Source organism: Hallella absiana, from assembly GCF_025457485.1.
In the GTDB taxonomy this organism is placed as follows: Bacteria; Bacteroidota; Bacteroidia; order Bacteroidales; family Bacteroidaceae; genus Prevotella; species Prevotella absiana.
Genome location: NZ_JAMXSP010000002.1, coordinates 102,880 through 117,338, shown reverse-complemented (window position 1 = coordinate 117,338; position 14,459 = coordinate 102,880). Strand labels below are relative to the sequence as shown.

At 49.7% G+C, this 14,459-nt stretch carries 15 protein-coding genes; 5 read left to right on the top strand and 10 right to left on the bottom strand.

Features of this window, described 5'->3' with window-relative positions; translation table 11 throughout:
- Window positions 1-26: 26 nt before the first annotated feature.
- From NG346_RS01520 to rplM, 5 genes are all read right to left on the bottom strand, one after another.
- Window positions 27-581, bottom strand: coding sequence for a helix-turn-helix domain-containing protein (locus tag NG346_RS01520; RefSeq protein WP_262279033.1), 555 nt, complete (start codon window positions 579-581; stop codon window positions 27-29).
- Window positions 582-918: 337 nt separating this feature from the next.
- Window positions 919-1,917: a translation elongation factor Ts gene (tsf, locus tag NG346_RS01515; protein WP_262279032.1), complete on the bottom strand. Its 999-nt coding sequence runs from the start codon at window positions 1,915-1,917 to the stop codon at window positions 919-921.
- Window positions 1,918-1,959: 42 nt separating this feature from the next.
- Complete coding sequence (gene rpsB / locus NG346_RS01510; RefSeq protein WP_262279031.1) at window positions 1,960-2,802, bottom strand: 30S ribosomal protein S2; 843 nt, start codon at window positions 2,800-2,802, stop codon at window positions 1,960-1,962.
- Window positions 2,803-2,934: 132 nt separating this feature from the next.
- Window positions 2,935-3,321 carry a 30S ribosomal protein S9 gene (gene rpsI, locus NG346_RS01505; RefSeq protein ID WP_154534709.1) on the bottom strand — a complete coding sequence of 129 codons (387 nt, stop codon included), beginning with the start codon at window positions 3,319-3,321 and terminating at the stop codon, window positions 2,935-2,937.
- A gap of 11 nt (window positions 3,322-3,332) precedes the next feature.
- Window positions 3,333-3,794 (bottom strand): 50S ribosomal protein L13, encoded by a 462-nt coding sequence (gene rplM / locus NG346_RS01500; RefSeq protein WP_154534710.1) that lies wholly within the window; start codon window positions 3,792-3,794, stop codon window positions 3,333-3,335.
- Window positions 3,795-4,439: 645 nt separating this feature from the next.
- Between rplM and glf the strand changes: the two genes are divergently transcribed.
- The 4 genes from glf to NG346_RS01475 all read left to right on the top strand — a co-directional run bounded on the left by glf (window position 4,440) and on the right by NG346_RS01475 (window position 8,000).
- Window positions 4,440-5,567 (top strand): UDP-galactopyranose mutase, encoded by a 1,128-nt coding sequence (gene glf / locus NG346_RS01495; RefSeq protein ID WP_262288183.1) that lies wholly within the window; start codon window positions 4,440-4,442, stop codon window positions 5,565-5,567.
- Between the two features lie 32 nt (window positions 5,568-5,599).
- Window positions 5,600-5,827 (top strand): DUF3791 domain-containing protein, encoded by a 228-nt coding sequence (locus tag NG346_RS01490; protein ID WP_317620774.1) that lies wholly within the window; start codon window positions 5,600-5,602, stop codon window positions 5,825-5,827.
- Window positions 5,824-6,324, top strand: coding sequence for a DUF3990 domain-containing protein (locus NG346_RS01485; RefSeq protein WP_262288182.1), 501 nt, complete (start codon window positions 5,824-5,826; stop codon window positions 6,322-6,324). Before NG346_RS01490 ends, NG346_RS01485 begins: the two co-directional genes overlap by 4 nt.
- Before the next feature lie 236 nt (window positions 6,325-6,560).
- Window positions 6,561-8,000, top strand: a complete 1,440-nt coding sequence (locus tag NG346_RS01475; protein WP_262288181.1) for a lipopolysaccharide biosynthesis protein — start codon at window positions 6,561-6,563, stop codon at window positions 7,998-8,000.
- Window positions 8,001-8,053: 53 nt separating this feature from the next.
- Here NG346_RS01475 and NG346_RS01470 read toward each other — a convergent pair whose 3' ends face one another.
- Window positions 8,054-9,412, bottom strand: coding sequence for a DUF6080 domain-containing protein (locus tag NG346_RS01470; RefSeq protein ID WP_262288180.1), 1,359 nt, complete (start codon window positions 9,410-9,412; stop codon window positions 8,054-8,056).
- A gap of 108 nt (window positions 9,413-9,520) precedes the next feature.
- On the opposite strand from NG346_RS01470, the gene NG346_RS01465 reads away from it, so the two are divergent.
- Entirely contained in the window at window positions 9,521-10,540 is a 1,020-nt protein-coding gene (locus tag NG346_RS01465; RefSeq protein ID WP_262288179.1) for a hypothetical protein, read from the top strand.
- 14 nt (window positions 10,541-10,554) lie between these two features.
- Here NG346_RS01465 and NG346_RS01460 read toward each other — a convergent pair whose 3' ends face one another.
- From NG346_RS01460 to NG346_RS01445, 4 genes are all read right to left on the bottom strand, one after another.
- Complete coding sequence (locus NG346_RS01460; RefSeq protein WP_262288178.1) at window positions 10,555-11,475, bottom strand: beta-1,6-N-acetylglucosaminyltransferase; 921 nt, start codon at window positions 11,473-11,475, stop codon at window positions 10,555-10,557.
- 18 nt (window positions 11,476-11,493) lie between these two features.
- Window positions 11,494-12,654, bottom strand: coding sequence for an ATP-binding protein (locus tag NG346_RS01455; RefSeq protein WP_262288177.1), 1,161 nt, complete (start codon window positions 12,652-12,654; stop codon window positions 11,494-11,496).
- Window positions 12,655-12,752: 98 nt separating this feature from the next.
- Window positions 12,753-13,757, bottom strand: coding sequence for a hemolysin activation protein (locus NG346_RS01450; protein WP_262288176.1), 1,005 nt, complete (start codon window positions 13,755-13,757; stop codon window positions 12,753-12,755).
- A 32-nt stretch (window positions 13,758-13,789) separates the two neighbouring features.
- Entirely contained in the window at window positions 13,790-14,392 is a 603-nt protein-coding gene (locus tag NG346_RS01445) for a serine O-acetyltransferase (protein ID WP_262288175.1), read from the bottom strand.
- Window positions 14,393-14,459: the final 67 nt, after the last annotated feature.

Genomic DNA, 14,459 nt, shown 5'->3' with positions numbered 1-14,459 from the left:
CGTGGAAGCCTCTCGCAGGAGACTGATTAGATGATGATGCTGATAAACGTGGCGGGCTCTCCTCCGAGGGCGCGCATGCAGTGGGGATGACGGCTGTCGAAATAGATGCTGTCGCCGGCGTTGAGCACGAGAACTTTGGAGTCAATGGTGATTTCGAGCGTTCCGTCAATCATGAAGTCGAACTCCTGACCGTCGTGTGTGTTCTTATTGTGGTTGCGTCCGTCGGGCAATGGATCCACGGTGACGAAGAATGGATCGATCTTACGACCGCGGAATCCGGCGGCCAGCGACTGATAGCGATAGTCATTGCCACGGTCGATCTCCTGACCCTGACCGGCTCGTGTGATGAAATAGCTGCTCATGCGTGGCTCTTCGCCAAAGAGCAAGACATCGAGATCGATGCCATAGCGTTTGGAAATCTTGCTGAGACGGTAGACAGAAGGGTCGGCCTCACCAGACTCAATCTTTTGATAGTGCTCCAGCGAAATGCCACAGAGGTCGGCAACTTCTTGTGCCGGAATGTTCAGAACTTCGCGCAGGCCTTTGAGCCGCTCGCCGATTTGCTTGATTGATTCTTCCATGATAACTCTCGTTTTGTTTAGCCAAAAGTACAAAAAACTTAGCAAAACGCAGTCATATCTTACAGATTTCTTTTTCAGACTGTAAAGAAAGCATAAATCGTTGCGCACAACTATATGGGTTGTGCAATGCCCTCTGCACACTGAGAAAACAAGTGTGCAGAAACATTCTGTTTAGGGAGTCTTTCCCATCAGCTGTAAATTTCCGTGCCGTAAAGTGTGATGACTGAGGATTGAGAAGTACGGCCACAAAAAAAAGCCCGAAGTACGTCACGTACTTCGGACTTCATTAATGATAATGTATGTATAATTGAATTGCTATGGGCAATTTTACGTGGGCTTAGTCAGCAGAGAGGCTGAAGCGCTTGTAGGCAACGACCTTCAGATCCTTGTCCTGCTTAGCGAGCCACTGTGCTACGCTTGCCTTGTCACCGTCGCCGAACTGGAACTCCTGATCAACGAGGCAGTTCTCTTTGAAGAACTTATTGAGGCGGCCCTTAGCGATGTTCTGGATCATCTGCTCCTTGAGGTTACCAGCAGCTTCTGCAGCAACCTTTGTGCGGATGTCCTTAGCCTTGTCAGCATCCTCCTGAGTCAGCCAGCCCTTAGCGACGTTGCTCTCGATGTGATCATCAGAGTCAACGAGGTTGGGGTTGATGCCAGCCTTCTTCAGTGCGACATTGACCTGGCGCTCGACCTGCTCTTCCTTTGTCTTCTCGACAGCCACGCGAAGCTCCTCGTCGATAGTAGCCTGAGGAACAGATGCCTCGTCGAGAGCAACAGGCTTCATAGCAGCCACCTGCATGGCTACCTTGTGGCCTGCATCCTCGTTGGCAGCGGAGAGCTGAACCATTGTGCCCAGTGTGTGGCGACCCATGTGGTCGTAGGTGTAGATGTTCTCGCCCTCAAGCACGTTGTAGCCGTCGAGCTCCATCTTCTCACCAACAACGCCAGAGCGACGTGTCACAGCCTCGGCAACCTTCAGACCATCAGCCAGTGTCAGCTCCTTCACCTCATCGAGGGTCTTAGCCTTAGCAGCGATGGCAGCGTCGAGGATGTCCTGTGTCAGCTGGACATAGTCAGCACCGTTGGCCACGAAGTCGGTCTCGCACTTCAGTGCGATCATGGCAGCGAAGCCATTGACGTTCTTCACCAGCACGCAGCCGTTGGATGTGGTACGGTCAGAACGCTTTGCAGCGATAGCCAGACCACGCTCACGAACGAGCTCTACGGCCTTGTTAATATCACCATCAGCCTCGGCCAGAGCCTTCTTGCAGTCTTTCATGCCTGCACCGGTCATAGCGCGGAGCTTCTTGATGTCTTCAATTGTAACAGCCATAATGGATATAAATCTATTGGTTTATGATAATGATTTGCTCAATTACTCAGCAGCAGGTGCCTGCTCCTCAGCAGCAGCTTTGGCAGCGGGAGCCTCTGTTGCAGCCTCCTCGCGGCGTGCGGGACGACGGCTGTGACGCTTGCCCTCAGCAGCCTCTTCGGCCTGCTCAGCAGAAGCCTTCTCGTCAGCCTTCTCGACCTTGCGCTCCTCAAGACCTTCAGCGATAGCACCGCAGACAGCATCGAGCACTACCTCGATAGAGTCCTTAGCATCGTCGTTGGCAGGGATTACGTAGTCGATGCTGCGAGGATCGGAGTTGGTGTCAACCATTGCGAACACGGGGATGCCCAGACGGTTAGCCTCCTTGACAGCAATGTGCTCCTTCATCACGTCGATGACGAAGAGGGCAGACGGCAGACGAGTCAGGTCGGCGATAGAACCGAGGTTCTTCTCCAGCTTGGCGCGCTGACGGTTGATCTGCAGAATCTCACGCTTAGAGAGGTTAGAGAACGTACCGTCGTTCATCATCTTGTCGATGTTCGTCATTTTCTTCACGGCCTTGCGGATAGTCGGGAAGTTGGTGAGCATACCGCCCGGCCAACGCTCGATGACGTAAGGCATGTTGACAGAGGCAGCCTTTTCAGCTACGATGTCCTTAGCTTGTTTTTTAGTAGCGACGAACAGGATCTTCTTGCCGCTCTTGGCAATAGCCTTGAGTGCCTCAGCAGCCTCGTCGATCTTGGCTACAGTCTTGTTGAGGTCGATGATGTGAATGCCATTGCGCTCCATGAAGATGTAAGGAGCCATAGCTGGATTCCACTTGCGTTTGAGGTGGCCGAAATGGCAGCCAGCCTGAAGTAACTGGTCAAATGATGTTCTTGACATAGTGTCTTTGTCTTTTTAATTGTTTACTTTCTTTTTAATTCTTGATGTTGTTCAGAATCAACGGTGCAGTAATCCAAGTCCGGAGTCTGCACCGTTTAGATGCTAAACTATGCGCTAACAGCCAGCAGCAGATTAACGCTTGCTGAACTGGAAGTGACGACGAGCCTTTGGCTGACCCGGTTTCTTACGCTCAACGGCACGGCTGTCACGTGTGAGGAAGCCAGCGTCCTTGAGAGCCTTCTTGTCTTCAGCGTTGATTTTCACCAGTGCGCGAGCGATGGCGAGGCGGAGAGCCTGGCTCTGGCCTGTGAAGCCACCACCGTCGAGGTTGGCTTTGATGTCGTATTTCTCAGCGGCTTCGAGAAGCTGCAGCGGCTGCTTAACCACGTACTGCAGGATGGCCGATGGGAAGAAATCCTTGATGTCTTTCTTGTTGATAGTGATCTTGCCGGTACCCTCAGAGAGGTAAACACGAGCTACAGCGCTCTTACGGCGACCGATTGCGTTAATAACTTCCATCTTACTCCTTATTATTTATACTGGTTAATGTCGATAGTCTTAGGCTGCTGAGCCTCTTTGTTGTGCTCTGCGCCATCGAAAACATAGAGGTTGTCCATCAGAGAGCGACCCAGGGGACCCTTGGGCAGCATACCTTTGACAGCGTGGCGGATCATCTTGTCGATGCCGTCCTTGCGCTTGCGCAGCTCTTCGGGTGTGTTGAAGCGCTGACCGCCTGGATAGCCAGTATAGCGTGTGTAGACCTTGTCGGTCTCCTTCTTGCCGGAGAAGACGACTTTGGCAGCGTTGATGATGATGACGTTGTCACCGCAGTCTACGTGCGGAGTGAAGTTGGGTTTGTACTTTCCGCGGAGCAGCTTGGCGACCTTGGAGCACAGACGACCCACAATCTGGTCAGTGGCGTCGACAACGACCCACTCTTTCTTTGCTGTTTCCTTGTTGGCGGAAATAGTCTTGTAACTTAAAGTGTCCATTTTAAAAATTGAATTACTACTAAAAAACTTATGATTACACTTTGTGATAACAGAGACCTCGCGGCGCCTCCAGTCTAAAAGAGACCATCCACAGCATTATCTCTGATGCCGATGAAGATTCACTAACCGTCGTGTCTCGGCCAAATGAGACAGACTATTAACACCTCACGGCTGCGGAAGTTCTAAGATGCACTCCCACAATCAGTTTGCAAAGTTACCACTTTTATTTGAGACGCTTGTCTGTGGAGCGTTCTTTTCTGCTTCTGTTTATTGATTATTAACATGTTTATTGATTATTAACTACGGTTTTTGCGCTTCAATGGTTGCTGATGGATTATTCTCCCGAAAACGTTTGGAAGATATGGAATAAAAGATTAACTTTGCATTAAACAATAAACACTTTGATTATGATAGGCTTTGTGTCAACAAGAACGCCTGTAAAAGGTAAGTTCGTAAAAGAAGTGAGGGAGGCATTGGCTCGTTGTCTCTCTGGTAATTTCAACGAGAACGAGAAGAAGAATATTGCTAAAGATCAAGCTCTCAGACAAAGATACCATATTATATGGGGGTGAATTCCCTAATCCTAATAAAGATATATAGCGTATGTATCGAGCGTTATACATATAATTAATTTTCCTATAATTCATGGCTTACGATTATCTCATAGTCGGCTCCGGCCTTTTCGGTGCCACGTTCGCATATTTTGCTCATAAGCAGGGCAAGCGTTGTCTGGTCATAGACAAGCGTCCTCAGCTTGGCGGCAACGTCTATTGTGAAAACATTGAAGGCATCAATGTGCATCAGTACGGCGCTCATATCTTTCACACCTCTAATAAGCAGGTGTGGCAGTTCGTCAATTCCTTGGTGGAGTTCAACCGTTACACCAACTCTCCCGTAGCCAACTATCAGGGCAAGCTCTATAATCTGCCGTTCAATATGAATACGTTCTATCAGATGTGGGGCGTGACGACACCAGCCGAGGCCACGGCGAAGATCGAGAGCCAGAGGCAAGAGGCGGTAGAGAAGATGAGGGCTGACGGCGTCACCGAGCCGCGCAACCTTGAAGAGCAAGCCTTGACGCTGATCGGACGCGACATCTATGAGCGGCTCATCAAAGGCTATACCGAGAAGCAGTGGGGACGGAAGTGTACTGATCTCCCGGCGTTTATCATCAAGCGCCTGCCCGTACGGCTTGTCTTTGACAACAACTATTTCAATGATACCTATCAGGGCATTCCTATCGGAGGCTACAATCAACTCATCAACTCTCTTTTGGACGGTGTAGAGACCAAGACGAGTGTAGACTTCTTCGACGATCGTGCCCATTGGGAAGGATTGGCGGCAAAGATTGTGTTCACAGGCGAGCTTGACCGTTTCTACGACTATAAACTTGGACATCTGGATTTCCGTACGGTGCGCTTCGAGACGGAGGTGCTCAATGAAGCCAATCACCAGGGCAATGCGGTGGTGAACTACACCGAAGCCAGCGTGCCCTACACCCGTATCATCGAGCACAAGCACTTTGAGAGTTTCGGACAGGCTGTCTACGACAATCCCAAAACGGTCATCAGCCGCGAGTACAGCACTGAGTGGAAACCCGGCATGGAACCCTATTATCCTGTCAACGACGAGAAGAACAACCGACTCGCCGAAGCTTACCGTCAATTAGCCGCCCAGGAAGAGAATGTTATCTTCGGTGGTCGACTGGCCGAATATAAGTACTACGACATGGCGCCGGTCATCGAGAAGGTGATGAAGATGTTTAGCGAGTAAACGGGCTACAGAAGTAGAAAGTAAAAGAAACGATGATGTTGGAAGCTAATAATAATTACGACAAAGTTCATTTCGCGGTGTTAGCAATAGGAGCCACAGCAAAAGCAGTGCATACGGCTCCTTCGGACATCTATCTTAGACTTAAGAAGTATAACTTGGTAAAAGAACTGTTATTCGACTGCTATGACACTTTGCACGCTGAAAGTATAGAGGGTGTAGTTTGGAATATTACAGAAGCATTAAAGAGCAGAGAATCATGAGATTATACCATGGGTCATACGTAGTGGTGCAAGAACCACTTGTCTATGTTGATCGAAGGTCATTGGATTTCGGCCCCGGCTTTTACGTGACCAAGCTAAAGGACCAAGCAGAAAAATGGGCCCGCAGAGTAAGAACTATCAGAAATGCTAATAGCGCCTATGGCAGTGCTTACGAATTCGACATCGAGACTTGGCTTAAAACCAAAGCTAACGCTCCTCGACATCTGGTCTTAAATGCTTATGATGAACAATGGCTTAACTTTATTGTGGCAAGCAGGAAAGGTCAACAGCCATGGAAAGGATTTGATGTGATAGAAGGAGGTATCGCAAATGACCAAGTAATCGATACGGTAGAAGATTATTTCGCTGGTCGTATTACTATAGAGCAAGCTCTTGGACTTTTGCGTTTCGCGAAGCCGACACACCAAATGTGTATTAACTCTCAGAATATTGTAGAACAGTATCTTAAATTTACGGATGCATTTAAAATAGAGTAAGATGCGTGATCAAGTGTTATGGCGTAAGATTGCCAGAATAATAATACTAATAAAAGATCAACTTGGTATTCCTGTGGAGAAGGCAATGGATTTGTTTTACAGATCCCATACCTTCGAGCTACTTAATAATCCTGAGACAGGTCTCCAGCTGATGAGTGATCAATATATCTTTGAGGATTTTTGCAAAGAGATGGAAGCATGATTTATTGATTGCTTCATCGTAAAAACAGCATTCTATGGCAGAGACATTAAAGGAGAAAACAGCTAAAGGACTCTTTTGGGGCGGCATGAACAACTTTGTGCAGCAGGTGGTGGGATTGGTGTTTGGTATCATACTTGGCCGTCTGCTGTCGCCGTCGGACTATGGTATGATAGCGATGATCACAATCTTTTCTCAAATCGCCAATGCCATACAAAACAGTGGATTCGGTGCTGCCTTGACCAATCTCGACCATCCTACCGACGAGGACTATAACTCCGTGTTTTGGTTCAATGTGACGGCGAGCACGACGATGTATGTCATTCTCTTCTTTTGTGCACCGCTTATCGCCGACTTCTATCACACTCCTGCCTTGGTGCCATTGTCGCGCTACGTGTTTCTGAGCTTTGTGTTTGGTTCATTTGCCACAGCTCCCTATGCCTATCTCTTTAAGAACTTTCAGGCCAAGCTTCAGACCAAGAGTGGCATCATCGCCGTGGTGACGTCGAGCGTCGTGGGAGCTGTGCTGGCTTTTCTTGGCTTCGGCTATTGGGCTTTGGCCACACAGAGTCTGGTCTTTGTGGCCGTGAGTTCCGCTATGGCGTGGCACTACTCGGCCTGGCATCCCACGCTGCATATCGATTATCGTCCTGCCATGCGCATGTTTAAGTTCTCGTGCAAGATACTTGCTACGACCATCGTCACACAGATTAATAATAATGTGTTGAACATTCTTCTTGGTCACTACTTTTCCGCTCACGATACCGGCAACTATAACCAAGCCTATCAATGGGATTCGAAGTGCTTCAATCTTGTGCAGGGCATGGTCAACCAAGTGGCTCAGCCAGTGCTTGTAGACCTTCGTAGCAACCAGGGACGTCAGTTACAGGCCTTGCGCAAGCTGATGCGTTTCACCTCGTTCATCGCTTTCCCGTTGTTGCTGGGCTTCGGTCTTGTGGCTCGCGAGTTCATCGTTTTGGCCATCACAGCCAAGTGGTTGCCCTCAGCCGAACTGCTTCAGCTGCTTGTCATCAGTGGAGCTACCTTCCCGTTGGTGTCGTTGCTTTCCAGTCTTGTCATCAGTGAAGGGCGCTCAGGACTTTATTTTTGGATTACAGCTTCACTGGGAATAGTAGAGATCGGTTTGATGCTGTTGCTCTATCCTTATGGCATTCGCACGATGGTCATCGCTTATGTCCTGGTCAACATCGTGTGGCTGTTTGTCTGGCATTTCTTTGTCAACCGTATGGTGGGCTATTCCTTGTGGCAGTTTCTCAAGGACACCATGCCCTTTGCGCTGGCAGCTTTAGGCGTGATGGTGGCCACTCATCTTCTCACAAGTGCCATCAGTAATCTGTGGCTTCTGCTGTTCTCCCGTATCATCATCGCCGTATTGCTCTACTACGCCGTCATGCGTGTGGCGCGTGTGAAGATCTTACAGGAGTGTGTCAACTTTATATTTAAGAAAAAGCGTTGACGGGATTTAAGAAAAAGCGCTGACGGGTAGTGTGCCGTCAGCGCCTGTTGTGCTTAGTGCAAGAGATATTCTACTATCAGCGTACCGTTGTAGGCAAAGAGATAGACCGTGAGTAGCATGGTCGTGTTCTTAACCGTTTGTAGCCATTTGTCTTTGAGATCAGTATAGAGGCAAGCGATTGCCACGGGAATGAAGAACATCCAGTGGGCGCCGTTGATGTACACTTCGTTGCAGCCGAAGCCCAGGACGATGTGTATCAGCAGATCCACTGCCCACCACGACAACAACATTTGTATGATGCGTCGCTTGCGTCCCACAATGACGCCGGCAAAGAAAAGGATAGCGACCAGTGCGTTGACGACGTAGTTGAACCATGAGCGATAATGCACGATGGCGGGCCGTCCGAGGTAGATGTCGCCGAGGAGATAGTCGCGATGCAGCTGAATGGACTCTCCGAAGATCCCCTCTACGATGCCATAAGTGCGGTGGGCCGACACACTGATGTATTTCAGGAAAGGCTTGTTGCTGAGTTGTTCACCTGAAATCTTCTTGTTTAGAATCTTGTTGATGGAATCTTTTTTCGCCAGAGTAGGGTCTTTTGCTCTTGTCTTTGCCACGATGATGGCCGATTTCTGCGCGCGCGGCAGAGCCAGCTCATAATATTGTGCGGTGGCCCCGGCCACGAGCAGCAGCGTAGGCAAACAGAAAGCGAGTAAGATATTCTTCCATTGAAATGTCTTCTTCCCGTCGACGAAGAGTCCGCCGAGCAGCGTCTTCACGCCGTTGGTGAGCGTCACGCCAGCTGTGAGCAGATAGAGAACGGCTCCTTTCCACCATTCTACGGGCTTGTTGTCACGCAGACATTTGCCGAAGACATAGAGCGTGAGCGTGAGCAGAAACGCTGAGATGATGAAGTGATCGGGCGACATGGCTGCCGTGAGTACCGAGGCGAAGGAGAAGAACAGGGCTGTGAGCCATAGGCTGTCCTTCACTCCTAAGCCCATCACCTCCTTGAGTGTGCGGTAGGTAAACAGGGCCGTGTAGGTAGAGAGTACCGTGATCAGCACACCTATTATAATAGGAGCAGCGTTGAAATCAAAGGTCACCATGATCCAGTGGTTGAGCTGATATAGTGGCCAAAAGAAGAACGTGTAGATTGGATGACGGTTGATCTCGTAGTAAGCAGTGTACTGCGTCAGCATCATGTAGGCGTAGGGATCGTAGCCGGAGAAGTGCAGCTGGTTGTTGTACAGCCACCATGCTCCTACGTGACCATGGCGTGCCATGGTGAACCGTCCCCAATGAGCATAGACGAGCAGGGCGTTGAGTGCGCCGAAAACGAGGACTGAGACCAGGGCAAGCCATCGTTCGGGCTTATTGCGCAAGGCAAAGATATTAAAGGGATTCTTCATAAAGGTGCAAAATTACAAAAACTTTTCGTTCCAAAGGCGACGTAAGTCGAAATAATGTCGTATTTTTGTACGCATAAACATATATCCAAGAATTAACCGTCACACACGATGAGTAAGATTATCGTCAACTATACGCTTTATTTAGGCACCATGGCCAACAAGGTGGCTTTGGGCAAGGCACGCCAAGACAACAATAAGACATTCGAGCGCTTGGGCTTTCCTGTGGAAGATCTCGTCTGCAAGAACTATAAGTTGCCGTTGCTTCCTAACCTGCAAGGACTGTGGCTCCACGTGAAGATGCTGGTCCGGCGGGGCGGACACAACGAGTTTTACTATCAGTATCCCACTTCGGCTCGCAACGGTTTCCCCATTGTGGCGCGTCTGCTTCATCTTTTCCGCAACCGCATCGTCCTCATCATCCACGATGTACAGTCGCTGCGCTATCACCGGGATCCCAGTCAGGACATTGGTATCTTCAACTCTGCCGACCTCATCATCGCCCATACCGAGCCGATGCGTCAGTGGTTGATCGACCACGGCGTGAAGACTCCCATCGTGTTGCTTCATATCTTCGACTACTATTCCGAGGATGATTTCTTGCCCGTCGACGACATTGTTGCCAGACACAACGAGATTGTCTTTGCGGGAAATCTCAGGAAGTCGGAGTTCCTTCCCGCCTTGTGCCGTCATCCTTTCAGCGGTTTGACGTTCAATCTCTATGGCTTGAAGAGCGACATTGATTTTTCGTCCTATCCACATATTAAATATTATGGTGTGTTCCAGGGTGACCACACCGGCACCATCCATGGTGGTTGGGGACTCGTATGGGACGGCGACAGCATCACCACGTGCAGTGGTGTGCTCGGTGACTACCTGCGCTATAACCTTCCTCACAAGCTCTCCTTGTATATTGCTGCCGGACTGCCCGTTATCGTGTGGAGTCAGTCCGCAGTGGCCGACTGGGTGAAGGAAAATCACTTAGGCCTTGTCGTTGACAGTCTCGAAGAGTTGCCAGAGCGCATCGCCGCCGTCACCGAGGCCGAGCACCGCGACTACATAGCCCATTGCCGTGAGATGGGCAGCAAGCTTCGCAATGGCGAGATGCTCAAGGCCCGGCTGAGCGACTGACAGTCGTCGGCAGTTTACGCTTCCGTTCCCGGCTCTTTTCTTGCGTCGTCGATCAGCGTCATGAGCAGGTCGCTCTCACCGGTGACGACTTTTCGGCAAAACATCTTTCCCGACTTGGTGATGCGGTCGAAGTCAAACTCATCGAGGATTTTGATGTTGGTGCTGTAGTCGATGAAGGTCAGTGGCGTCAGCACTGTCAGGCTTTTGTAGCGTCCTTGTGCCAGCATACAGCGGTCAGCGTATTTCGGCGAGTTGAAGGCTACGGTCTGCGCGAAGGTTTCCGCTGGGCAGAAACTCGTCTTGAAGTATCCCACGAGATGCTCATTGTTGTCCCACTGGTTGAGCACGTCGAGAGCCAGATCGGGTGTGATGGCCCACCAGGCAGCTCCTTTGTAGAGCGTATATTCCTTGTCGGGGCAGTGTATGGTCAGTGTTTTGCGCACGCCGAGTGCCGACACAGCCTCGCGCAGTCCGTTGCGTGCTTTGCTGAGCAGCGTGCCGTTGGCCCACGGCTTATCGCTGAAGAAGCGCAGCTTAGCGTATTGTTGCGATAGCTTACCTTGGTGGAGCATGGAGATGCCTTGCAGGAAGATCTTGCCATTGGCCTTGTCGAAGAACTCCATGATCCTGCTGTTGCTCCACACGGGATAGTCCATGCCGCTGAGCGTAATGAGGTAGTCGAAGGAGCCGGCGGCGAGTGCGGCGCGTATCAGTTCCATTTGATACTCTACTTCATTGATACTTCCCCAGCAGACGTTGACGCGGTGCTCGATGAAGTGGGCGTTGGGCTGGTCAATAGCTTCGGTGAACAGCCTTATGTCGCTTTTGGCGTCGATGTGAATAAAGAACTCTGAGCTTTCCGGCAGACTGTCGATCAGCCGCTTCAAGTGAATAGGATCTTTATGTGCAGAAATAAGGAATGCCAGTTTTGCCATAGTGTGATAATCGTATGTTTATTGCTTATTTTTTGATTCAGTTTTCCATTCCGTGATCGTCCTCTCCTTAGTGGAGAAGTTGATGCCCACCTTCACCTGTTCGTTGGGAATCCCCAATGTATAACATTGTGAACGTTGATCGTAGTCTTTTATAGTAATATAACCGCTTTGATAAAGCTGCGGTACAATAGAGCATGTATTGTCGATGGTGGCCATGATATCCTGTGCGAAAATATTACTACCGTCAATTTTAATGGGATCGGTATGGATTTCCTCTTTCATTTTACCAAGGAGGTCAGGGGCGCATGCAGCTAAAAAGTTATTGTCAACCTGCTGCTTGTTCATAGCAGAGAGTAAATAGAATGGATTATAGACTTTTGTCGAATAGGCTGCAAAGCGATAGCCACCATAGAATATATCTAACTTGTGAAGAATGTCTTCCTTCGTAGTCTTTAATCTTTCGGCTAAACTATTGATGCCTTCTTGGAAATTTGATTCTAACTCTTGCTGTGTGAAGCCACAAAGAGTAGCGTATTTTTGCAGCATAGAAATATCGAAGAAGTTGTTAAGCGGTCCAAATGTCGTTAGCATTGAAAGTTTGCTGATGCCAGTGATAAACACGAAGCGGAGGTAGGGGTCGAGGTCTTTCAAAGGAGAATAGAACGACTGCAACTCAGTGCGAATAGCCCCCAACCGCTCTTTGTCGTGCAAGACAGTGAGTAGTGGCGCGTCGTATTCGTCGATGAGGATGACGACCGGCTGATGCAACTTTTCGTAGAGTCGCATGACCAAGGAGGATAAACGTGCGGTGACATCGCGGCTGTCGTTTCCTATTCCATATTGCTGTTCTGCCCATTTTAGCTGCATAGCGATGACGCTATCCAAGTCCTCCACAGTACCTCTCTTGGCCGTTGAAAGGCTGAAGTGCAGTACCGGGTATTTCTTCCATTCTTTTTCCATGTGCTCGGCAGCCAGTCCGTAGAACAGCTCTTTCCGTCCACTGAAATAAGCATGAAACGTGCTTGCGAGCAGTGACTTTCCAAAGCGGCGTGGACGCGAGAGAAAGATGTACTTCTTGGTGTTGGCAAGTTCATACACATATTGTGTCTTGTCAACATACATGTACTGCTCTTCTCTGATATTTGAGAAGGTCTGAATGCCTATGGGATATTTTGTCATAGCTTTGTGGAATGGTAACTACCTGCAAATATAAGACAAATCTTTGATATAAACAAGCAAAAGCGACATGGTTTTCCACGTCGTGCCGAAGAGGCCTATCATCGTCCTATGGCCTTCTGCAATCGGTTGGTAATGGCTTTACCGATGACGCGGAAGTTGCCATAGCGCAGGTTGAGGAAGAGCTCCTCCAACGAGCGTCCCACTTTTATCCAAGGGTGTCCCCAAGCACTGCGGCGGTAGAATCGCTCCTTATATGCTACGTTGTCGATGACATATCGCGGATGTTTCAGTGGGAATTGGAGCTCAAAGCGTTTCATCGTAAAGATCTTGCGCAGTCCGTGTGGCGTCGTTTTCTCGCTGGCGGAGTAGTGCGTGGAGTCGGCGGTGAGGCCGATGTTGTTGATGAGGTTGCGCTTGGGCATGATGGCGAGCCCGTTGTTGAGCATCATGCTGGCAGCAAAGATACTCTCGAAATACGGCTTTCCCGATTTCTTATGTGAAAAAAACATAGGCAACAAGCTCTTTCTATAATTTCGTTGCCGAATGAGGTCTCGCAATCGTTGTACTGTCTCCCGGTCATCCAAAAAAGAATAACCACTGTCCCATTGTGCCACGACACGTCGCCACGATGCCCATCCCCAGATAGAGAATACGGAAGTGAAGAAGTAATCGGCCGAGACATCTTCTGACACTTCATCGGTGTTAAAGCCTGCAATCATCGTAATTCTCTCATCGTGTTCATAACGGTCAAGCATCTCTTTGCAGAAAGGGAAAAACGACTGTGAGGGCACAACGTCGTCTTCAATTACAATACACTTGTCGGCCATTGAGAACGCCCATCGCTGCGAGAGGTATCCCGACGGGTCGCAGCCTTGGTTTTTCTCGCAGTAGTGGCGCCGCACGTCGCACTCCCAGTCGATGTTTTCAGCTATCTTGCGGCAGGCCATAATGCCCGGCATGTCGCGCTCGCCTCGTGGGCCATCCTGATAGAGAAAGAGATGGCGGGGGCGTGCCTGGCGCACTTGCTCAAACACTTGTTGGAATTTATCGGGGCGGTTGAAGAAGAGCATCAGCACCGCCACATCGGTTTTATAAGCTTGCATAGAGGATGATGGTTGTATTGTGGTCAGTCAGGTTATCTGTTGTTTTCGCCGTCCAACCGCCGGATGATCTTGTAGGGATTCCCGGCGATGACGACATTGCTGGGCACATCTTTGACGATGACGGTGTTTACGCCGATGGTCACGTTGTCGCCGATGGTCACGTCGCCAATGATTTTCGTACCGGCCGCGATAAAGACGTTGTTGCCGATGGTGGCGCTTTTTCCTTCCTCCGGTGTCTTGTGCCCGATGAGCACGCCCGGGTAGAGAGTGCAGTTCTCGCCGATATGTGTTTTCGGATTTATGACAATGGATCCCCAGTGCCATATCGTCAAGCCCTTGCCACAGGTGTTGGGTGGGATCTGAAAGCCGGTTTTATAGCTCAGCCGCCGCAATCGCCAAGCCCAATAGACATGGCCGATGAGGTACCAGCCACGTTGTGGCGCATTCTTGTAGTATTCCAGATGACGGAGCGCCACGATGTATTGCCAGATGCAGTGCTGGTCTGACATGGGGTTGGTGGCGATGCGCTCTTTCCATCGGCTGAGCAGATGCAGCTGTTTCTGATAGTTTTTTGAGTCAGCTCTGAGAAACTCTTTGAGCATAGCTCGGGAATTTATCTTGTCGGTTGTGGCCATGTTTCTTCTTTACGCTTGTAGTAATGTATGTATTGCAAAGATACATTTTCTTTTTCAATATCCTTTG

Excerpts from the sequence above, each read along its gene's own strand:
- NG346_RS01520 (WP_262279033.1), bottom strand. The coding sequence starts at position 581 with ATGGAAGAATCAATCAAGCAAATCGGCGAGCGGCTCAAAGGCCTGCGC.
- tsf (WP_262279032.1), bottom strand. The coding sequence starts at position 1,917 with ATGGCTGTTACAATTGAAGACATCAAGAAGCTCCGCGCTATGACCGGT.
- rpsB (WP_262279031.1), bottom strand. The coding sequence starts at position 2,802 with ATGTCAAGAACATCATTTGACCAGTTACTTCAGGCTGGCTGCCATTTC.
- rpsI (WP_154534709.1), bottom strand. The coding sequence starts at position 3,321 with ATGGAAGTTATTAACGCAATCGGTCGCCGTAAGAGCGCTGTAGCTCGT.
- rplM (WP_154534710.1), bottom strand. The coding sequence starts at position 3,794 with ATGGACACTTTAAGTTACAAGACTATTTCCGCCAACAAGGAAACAGCA.
- glf (WP_262288183.1), top strand. The coding sequence starts at position 4,440 with ATGGCTTACGATTATCTCATAGTCGGCTCCGGCCTTTTCGGTGCCACG.
- NG346_RS01490 (WP_317620774.1), top strand. The coding sequence starts at position 5,600 with ATGATGTTGGAAGCTAATAATAATTACGACAAAGTTCATTTCGCGGTG.
- NG346_RS01485 (WP_262288182.1), top strand. The coding sequence starts at position 5,824 with ATGAGATTATACCATGGGTCATACGTAGTGGTGCAAGAACCACTTGTC.
- NG346_RS01475 (WP_262288181.1), top strand. The coding sequence starts at position 6,561 with ATGGCAGAGACATTAAAGGAGAAAACAGCTAAAGGACTCTTTTGGGGC.
- NG346_RS01470 (WP_262288180.1), bottom strand. The coding sequence starts at position 9,412 with ATGAAGAATCCCTTTAATATCTTTGCCTTGCGCAATAAGCCCGAACGA.
- NG346_RS01465 (WP_262288179.1), top strand. The coding sequence starts at position 9,521 with ATGAGTAAGATTATCGTCAACTATACGCTTTATTTAGGCACCATGGCC.
- NG346_RS01460 (WP_262288178.1), bottom strand. The coding sequence starts at position 11,475 with ATGGCAAAACTGGCATTCCTTATTTCTGCACATAAAGATCCTATTCAC.
- NG346_RS01455 (WP_262288177.1), bottom strand. The coding sequence starts at position 12,654 with ATGACAAAATATCCCATAGGCATTCAGACCTTCTCAAATATCAGAGAA.
- NG346_RS01450 (WP_262288176.1), bottom strand. The coding sequence starts at position 13,757 with ATGCAAGCTTATAAAACCGATGTGGCGGTGCTGATGCTCTTCTTCAAC.
- NG346_RS01445 (WP_262288175.1), bottom strand. The coding sequence starts at position 14,392 with ATGGCCACAACCGACAAGATAAATTCCCGAGCTATGCTCAAAGAGTTT.